The sequence below is a fragment of the Kitasatospora sp. NPDC059747 genome (assembly GCF_042732955.1).
In the GTDB taxonomy this organism is placed as follows: Bacteria; Actinomycetota; Actinomycetes; order Streptomycetales; family Streptomycetaceae; genus Kitasatospora.
Genome location: NZ_JBHWGV010000091.1, coordinates 1 through 6,272 on the forward strand (window position 1 = coordinate 1; position 6,272 = coordinate 6,272).

The following is a 6,272-nucleotide window of genomic DNA, read 5'->3' on the forward strand; positions in this document are numbered from 1 at the left end:
CAGTCCGCGCCGGCCGAGGCCATCTTCGAGGCCGGCAGGGCCTGGCCCAGGCCGTAGGAGCCCGAGCTCGGGTTGGTCGCGGTCACGTTCCAGCCGGACTCGTGGGAGATGATCTGGCTGAACGAGGCCAGCTGGTTCGCCGGGACGATCTGGGCGGCGATGGCCTGCGGGGAGGCGGTCGCGGCGTTGGCGGCGGCGGGCATCACGCCGGCGGCCAGGGCGGTCAGACCGGCGGCACCGGCGAGAACGGCGGCAGAGGTACGCATACGGAGCTTGAAAGCGGGCATGAAGAACAAGACCTCAATCAGGTTGGGCCGGGTCGCGCCCCGCCCAGGACCACGGCCGGACAGGGGCCGACGGTTGCGGGGCGCGACTCGGCGGTAAGCCGTTCACCGGCGGGACAGGAGCCGGTGCGGCTGACGACGAGAGCCATTGTTGCCAGACCGGATCGGCCACCGCCAAGACCCCCTCGGTACGATCCGCGGTCGTACATCGGCCGACCGCCATCGATTCGCAGGGGTGATCGCCGGGGCCGTTCGGATGCACTCCGACCTGGCCGGATGTCCGGCGCTGGGCGAATTGTCGGGAACGGTGGGTCCGCCCCGGCGGCACTACTACGGCCCGTCGTCGACTGGGATTCCCTGTGAGCGCAGTCACCGTTTAGAACCGGGGTGACGTGACCCGGCGGCCCGCGACGGCCACTTTGCGTACAGACGATCTACCCTCCGGTGAGACCGGGGCCACACGCTCTCGGTCACCGAGAGCGAGGATCGCCCAGCCGACGGTGCCGAGCGGCCCGCGCGGCGAACCGTTCCGCCTCCGGAACCACCGCGAGCGCGCCGAGGGCCGTTCCGACGGCAGCCCCGAGCCGCTCACAGAACGTGTCCGGCTCCTCGGCGGCGTCGGGCCGTTCCGGCACCACCTCGTCCACCAGGCCCACCCGCGCCAGGTCGGCCGCGCCGATGCCCTGCGCCCGGGCCAGCTCGGCCGCGTGCGCGCCGTCGCGGTGGACGATCGCGGAGGCGCCCTCGGGCGGCAGTGGTGCGAGCCAGGCGTGCTCGGCGGCGATCACGCGGTCCGCCGGGAGCAGGGCCAGCGCCCCGCCGCCCGAGCCCTGGCCGAGCAGGACCGCGAGGACGGGGGTGCGCAGCGCGAGCAGGGTGGTCAGGCAGTGCGCGATCTCGACGGCGACGCCGTCCAGTTCGGCCTGCGCGGACAGTTCGGCGCCGGCCGTGTCCACCACCGTGAGCAGCGGCAGGCGGAGTTGCTCGGCCAGGCGGGCGCTGCGGCGGACGGCCCGGAGGTCGGCCGCGGTGAAGGGGCGTTCGTGGTCGGGCGTCCCGCGCTCCTGGCCGACGACGAGCACGGGCTGCCCGCCGAGGATCGCGAGGGCGCGGACCAGCGCTCCGGACCGGCCTCCGGGGGCGTCCAGCAGGACGAGTTCCGCGGCGGTGCGGCGCAGCAGTTCGCGCGTGCCCGGGCGGTCGGGGCGGCGGGTGCGGCGGACGGAGTCCCAGGCGTCGGCGGGGGGCTGTGGTTCGGTGGCGTTCTCCCTATATACGTGCTCGCCCGGGTTCTCCCCTGCGTCGTCCCCCGGGTTCTCCCTATATAGGGGAGTGGTGGAAGCTGCGGGATCCGTGGAGAGAGGAGAGGGGCCGGCTGTCAGGACGGCGAGGGAGCGGCGCACCACCTCGCGCAGTTCCTCCGGCGGTACGACGGCGTCCACGAGCCCGCGCTCCGCCAGTGTCTCGGCGCGCTGGACGTCGGCCAGCAGCTCGACGCCGCGCAGCTCCTCGTACACGCGCGGGCCGAGGAAGCCGAGGCGGGCGCCGGGCTCGGCGAACACCAGCTGGCCGAGCGTGCCCCAGGAGGCGAAGACGCCGCCCATGGTCGGGTTCCGCAGGTAGGTGAGGTAGGGGAGGCCGGCGGCCCGGTGCGCCTGGACGGCGGCGGTGATGCGCAGCATGCAGAGGAAGGCGGCGGATCCCTCCTGCATGCGGGTGCCGCCGGAGACCGGCAGGGCGAGCAGTGGCAGCCGCTCGGCGGTGGCCCGCTCGACGGCCCGGGTGATCCGCTCGGCGGTGCCGACGCCGATCGAGCCGCCGAGGAAGCCGAACTCGGAGGCGACGAGCGCCACCGGCCGCCCGTCGATCAGGCCGGTGCCGGTGAGGACCGCCTCGTCCAGGCCGGTGCGCTCGCGGGCGCGGGCGAGCGAGGCGCGGTAGCCGGGGTCGGCGGGGTGGGGGTCGGCGGGCTCGTCCCAGCTGCGGAAGCTCCCGGGGTCGACGAGCAGCCCGATCAGCTGGTGCGCCGTCAGTGCTGTTCCCGTGCCCATGCCCGCCCCCACTGGTGATCGTCCTGCGCTCTGCGCACTCTATGCGGCCCGAGCGGGCCGGGGCGGAAGCGTCGCGAAGGTGTGAGCAAGTCGGGGATGCGCGCTGGGGATGCACGTCGGAGACGCACGCCGGAGATGCACGTCGGGGCCCTGCCGGGAATGCATGGGGAACGCACGGTTCCGGTGGGGCAGGGTCGGTTCGTGAACGGTCTCTCGGAGGGTGCTCGGAGTGTTACCGAAACGGTCGGAGACTTCGTCAAGTCGCCTGCTGGGCAGGCAAGTTACCGGTGGGTAAAAAGTTGGCTCAGGCCTTCCGGATGGGCCGGTGGCTCGCCAGACTGTTTGTCATGACCCGCACTCTACGCGCGTGGAAGACCCGCGCTGCCGCCGTCACCGCCGTCGCCCTGATGACCCTCGCGCCCGTCGCCGTCGCCACCGAGGCGCACGCCGACGTGAGCGGCTCGGTCTGCCTCTCCGCGCTGCCGCCGGAGGCCACCGACACCCTCAACCTGATCGCCACCGACGGTCCGTTCCCGTACTCCCAGGACGGCGTGGTGTTCCAGAACAGAGAGCAGGTGCTCCCGAGCCAGTCCTACGGCTACTACCACGAGTACACCGTCATCACGCCGGGCGCCCCGACCCGCGGCGCCCGCCGGATCATCACCGGCCAGGCGACCCAGGAGGACTACTACACGGGCGACCACTACGCCACGTTCTCGCTGATCGACCAGACCTGCTGAGACCGTTCAACTGAGACCGTTCAACTGAGACCGTTCTCCTGAGGCCGTTCAACTGAGGCCGGTCTCCGCGTGACCAAGGGCCCCGGCGGCTTGCCTGCCGCCGGGGCCACCGGCCTTGCCGGGCAACGGAGTTCGACGTCGGGCCGGTCAGCGCTCGGACGGTCCCCAGTCGGCCACCGCGAGCTCGTCGCCGACGCGCAGCGTGCCCGGGCGCAGCACGGCGAACTTGGCGCCGAACACGACCCCGCCGTCCGCGGCCCGCCGGTAGCGGGCCAGGGTGCGCAGCGGCTCCGGGCCGGCCTTGGCGCCGGTCGACTGGTCGACGAGCGTCACGGCGCACCGCACGGCGAGTTTGGCGTAGGCCAGTTCGGCCCCGCCGATCGTGAGCCGGCGGGCGAGGTCCTCGGTGTGCGGCTCGGTCCAGCCGGTCACGACGATGTTCGGACGGAACCGGTCCGCCGCGAGCGGGGGTTCGCCGGTGCGCGCGTTGTAGTCGTCCAGTGACTCGCGGGAGAGCAGGTGGACGGCGCAGCTGTCGGCGTACCCGGAGGTGCCGGGGACGAGCCCGTCGGTGACGCGGTCGTGCTCCGGCGGCACGCGCACCAGCCGGCCGTGTGCGCCGAGGACCTCGGACAGCCAGGCGGCCGCGGCGTCGCCCTGGTCGATGCCGCGGAACGGCGCGCCGAACAGCTCGACCGGGCGCCGCGGCCCTTCGGTGTCCACGGGCACGGTGAGCGCCTCGACTCCCGGCGCCTCCAGCGTCAGCCGGCCGCCGTCCGCGGAGACGGACGGGCGGACGGTGGCGAGGGCCCGGTCCCGCCGCTGGGAGCGGAACACCCCGTCCTCGTCCACGACCATGAACGCCCGGTCGTGCGTCAGCCCGGCGGTGGTCAGCTCGGCCTGCTCGACCGCGATCCCCGCGCACCCCTTGATCGGGTAGTACCTCAACTCCGCCACAGCGGCCATGACTTCCCCCGTCGTCCCGTTCGTTTCCGGCCAGCGTAGTTGATCATCGATGGCCGTCCGGGACGGCCCGGCGCAGGTTGGGAGTGGCCCCGGCGGCGGTCTTCCCAGGGACGGCCCCGGCGGCGGCCCAGGCATCAGGGGCGCGTACGGAACGTCCGTCGGCGCGTCAGGGCTCCGTCAACGGGGATCCCTTCGGCTCCTCCGGCCGTTTTGCATGTGACGACACGGGCGGCGCGCGTACGAAGCGCACGGGCCGCCCCCGAGCGGAAGGCGGACGGGCCATGGCGGGCAGCGGCAAACCCGGGGCGGCGGGCTTCGGCGACGGCGATCACTTCGGCGATCACTTCGGCGACCGCAGCGGCGACCGGATCGTCGTCGGCCTCAGCGGATCCCTCGGCAGCCTCGCCGCCCTCCACCATGCCGTCGCCGAAGCCCGCCGCACCGACGCCGAGGTCCTCGCCGTCCACTGCTGGACCCCGGCCGGCGGCGAGTCCGCCTACCGCCGCACCCCCTGCCCGCCCATGCTCACCGCCGGCCGCGACACCGCCGTCGCCCGTCTCCGCCAGGCCCTCGACGAGGCCTTCGGCGGTGGCTACGCCGGAGTGCGGCTGCGCTGCCTGGCCGTCCGCGGCGAAACCGGCCACACCCTGGTGCGCTGCGCCGACCGCCCTGGCGACCTCCTCGTCCTCGGCGCCGGCAGCCGCGGCCGGCTCGGCCGCCTGCTGCACCCGTCCGTCACCGCCTACTGCGTGCGGCACGCGACGTGTCCGGTGCTGGCCGTGCCCAAGCCGCCGCTCCAGCGGGAGCTGGAGGCGCTGGAGCGCAGCCACGGCGTGAGCCTCGCGCCGGCCGGGCAATAGGCCGGCACCGGGTCAGGGCGCGGCGATCCGGGCGGCGGCGTCCGGCCAGTGCGGGAGCATCTCGCCGTCCCGCTCGTCCATCATCACGTGCTCCTCCCACCACGCGCGCCCGTCGAGCCAGTCGGCCAGCCACCGGGCGAGCGACGGGCAGTCCTCGAACCAGGTGTCCGCCGGGTCCTCGGGCCCGGCGTTCGGCTCGTGGAGGAGGACGGGGGCGCCGGGGCGCAGGCAGTCCACCACGGCCGACATCGCGCAGCCCCAGTCGAGCACCGACACGACGCCGACCGGCCGGCCCCCGGGCGCGGTGCGGCGCGGGTTGGCGGCCACGATCCGGCGCAGCGGCCAGAGCAGGTGACCGTCCGGGCCGTATCCGCCGTCGCCCACCTCGCGGTAGAGCCGGACGAGCAGCGGCGGGAGGGCGAGGCCCAGGGCCGCCTCCACCGCCGCGACCGACTCGGCCGTGGCGGGCGCGGCCGGCGGGGTGCCGTCCGCGACCGCCCGTCGGCGAACGCGCGCGATCAACTCGTCCTCGTCGACCGGCATTCCGTCCATGGTGAGGATCGTGGCACGGCCCTACGACAGTCCGGCCGCCTCCGCGAGCACGGCGGCGACGCGGCGGCCAGCGTCCAGTGCGCTCCCCGCGGTGGCGGGCACGCAGCGCTGCGCCTCGGGGCTGTACTGCGTCATCACCGTGCCCGCGTGGTCGGTGGGGAGTTCGAGCAGCTCGGCGGAGGTGGCCACGCCGGCCAGCAGTCGGGTGTGCTCGGGCCCCAGCACGTCGTCCTCGGTGCCGTGCACCAGCCAGAGCGGGACGGGGGAGGGCGCCTCCGCCAGGAGCTCGACCGGCACGACGCCGTTCGTGACGGCCGGGCGGGCGTAGCTGGAGGAGATGCCCACCGCGGCGATCGGCCGTGGTCCGGCGGGAGTGCCGGGGCTGATCGCCACGGCGACGGCCTCCCGGCCGCCCAGCGACCAGCCGGCGAGGACGAGCCGGTCCGGGTCGCCGCCGAATTGCGCGGCGGCGTCACGTGCGTGCGCGAGGGAGGCGAGCAACTCGGCCCGGCCGCCGTCCTCCCGGTCCGAGCGCCAGTCGGGCACGAACACGAGCAGCCCGTGCCCGGCGGCCTCCCGCGCGAGCGGCCGCAGGACGTCCCGCTCGTCCGGCCCGCGGCCGTGCCACAGCAGGACGACGGGCACCGGCCCGGCTGTCCCGGCCGGCGGGCGGTGGACGTCCACCGGCCTCCCGTCGGCGTACTCGACGACGTCGAGGCGATCGAATTCCATGCTGGTCATGCGGTGTTCCCCTCCGGTTCGGGCCATGGCCGCCGACCTGGTACTGTACTTCTCGTCGCGAGGGAGATGATCTCTCGT

General features: G+C 74.5%; 7 protein-coding genes. 2 read left to right on the top strand and 5 right to left on the bottom strand.

The genetic code is table 11. The features are described from left to right. Both ACFV4G_RS31330 and ACFV4G_RS31335 read right to left on the bottom strand, forming a co-directional pair. A partial coding sequence (locus ACFV4G_RS31330; RefSeq protein WP_380445495.1) for a lytic transglycosylase domain-containing protein occupies positions 1-266 on the bottom strand: 266 nt, incomplete at its 3' end. A gap of 488 nt (positions 267-754) precedes the next feature. Then, a complete protein-coding gene (locus ACFV4G_RS31335; protein WP_380445496.1) occupies positions 755-2,335 on the bottom strand; it encodes a carboxyl transferase domain-containing protein in 1,581 nt (526 codons plus the stop codon). A gap of 347 nt (positions 2,336-2,682) precedes the next feature. On the opposite strand from ACFV4G_RS31335, the gene ACFV4G_RS31340 reads away from it, so the two are divergent. Further along, complete coding sequence (locus tag ACFV4G_RS31340; protein ID WP_380445497.1) at positions 2,683-3,075, top strand: ribonuclease; 393 nt, start codon at positions 2,683-2,685, stop codon at positions 3,073-3,075. A 147-nt stretch (positions 3,076-3,222) separates the two neighbouring features. On the opposite strand, the gene ACFV4G_RS31345 is transcribed toward ACFV4G_RS31340, so the two are convergent. Next, the gene (locus ACFV4G_RS31345) at positions 3,223-4,041 is read right to left on the bottom strand and encodes an MOSC domain-containing protein (RefSeq protein WP_380445498.1); all 819 of its coding nucleotides are present in this window, start codon (positions 4,039-4,041) and stop codon (positions 3,223-3,225) included. Between the two features lie 281 nt (positions 4,042-4,322). Between ACFV4G_RS31345 and ACFV4G_RS31350 the strand changes: the two genes are divergently transcribed. After that, the gene (locus ACFV4G_RS31350) at positions 4,323-4,901 is read left to right on the top strand and encodes a universal stress protein (protein ID WP_380445499.1); all 579 of its coding nucleotides are present in this window, start codon (positions 4,323-4,325) and stop codon (positions 4,899-4,901) included. A gap of 12 nt (positions 4,902-4,913) precedes the next feature. Here the strand turns inward: ACFV4G_RS31350 and ACFV4G_RS31355 are convergent, their stop codons facing one another. Then, positions 4,914-5,453, bottom strand: a complete 540-nt coding sequence (locus ACFV4G_RS31355; protein WP_380445500.1) for an SMI1/KNR4 family protein — start codon at positions 5,451-5,453, stop codon at positions 4,914-4,916. 21 nt (positions 5,454-5,474) lie between these two features. Next, positions 5,475-6,194 carry an alpha/beta hydrolase gene (locus ACFV4G_RS31360; protein WP_380445501.1) on the bottom strand — a complete coding sequence of 240 codons (720 nt, stop codon included), beginning with the start codon at positions 6,192-6,194 and terminating at the stop codon, positions 5,475-5,477. Positions 6,195-6,272 lie beyond the last annotated feature (78 nt).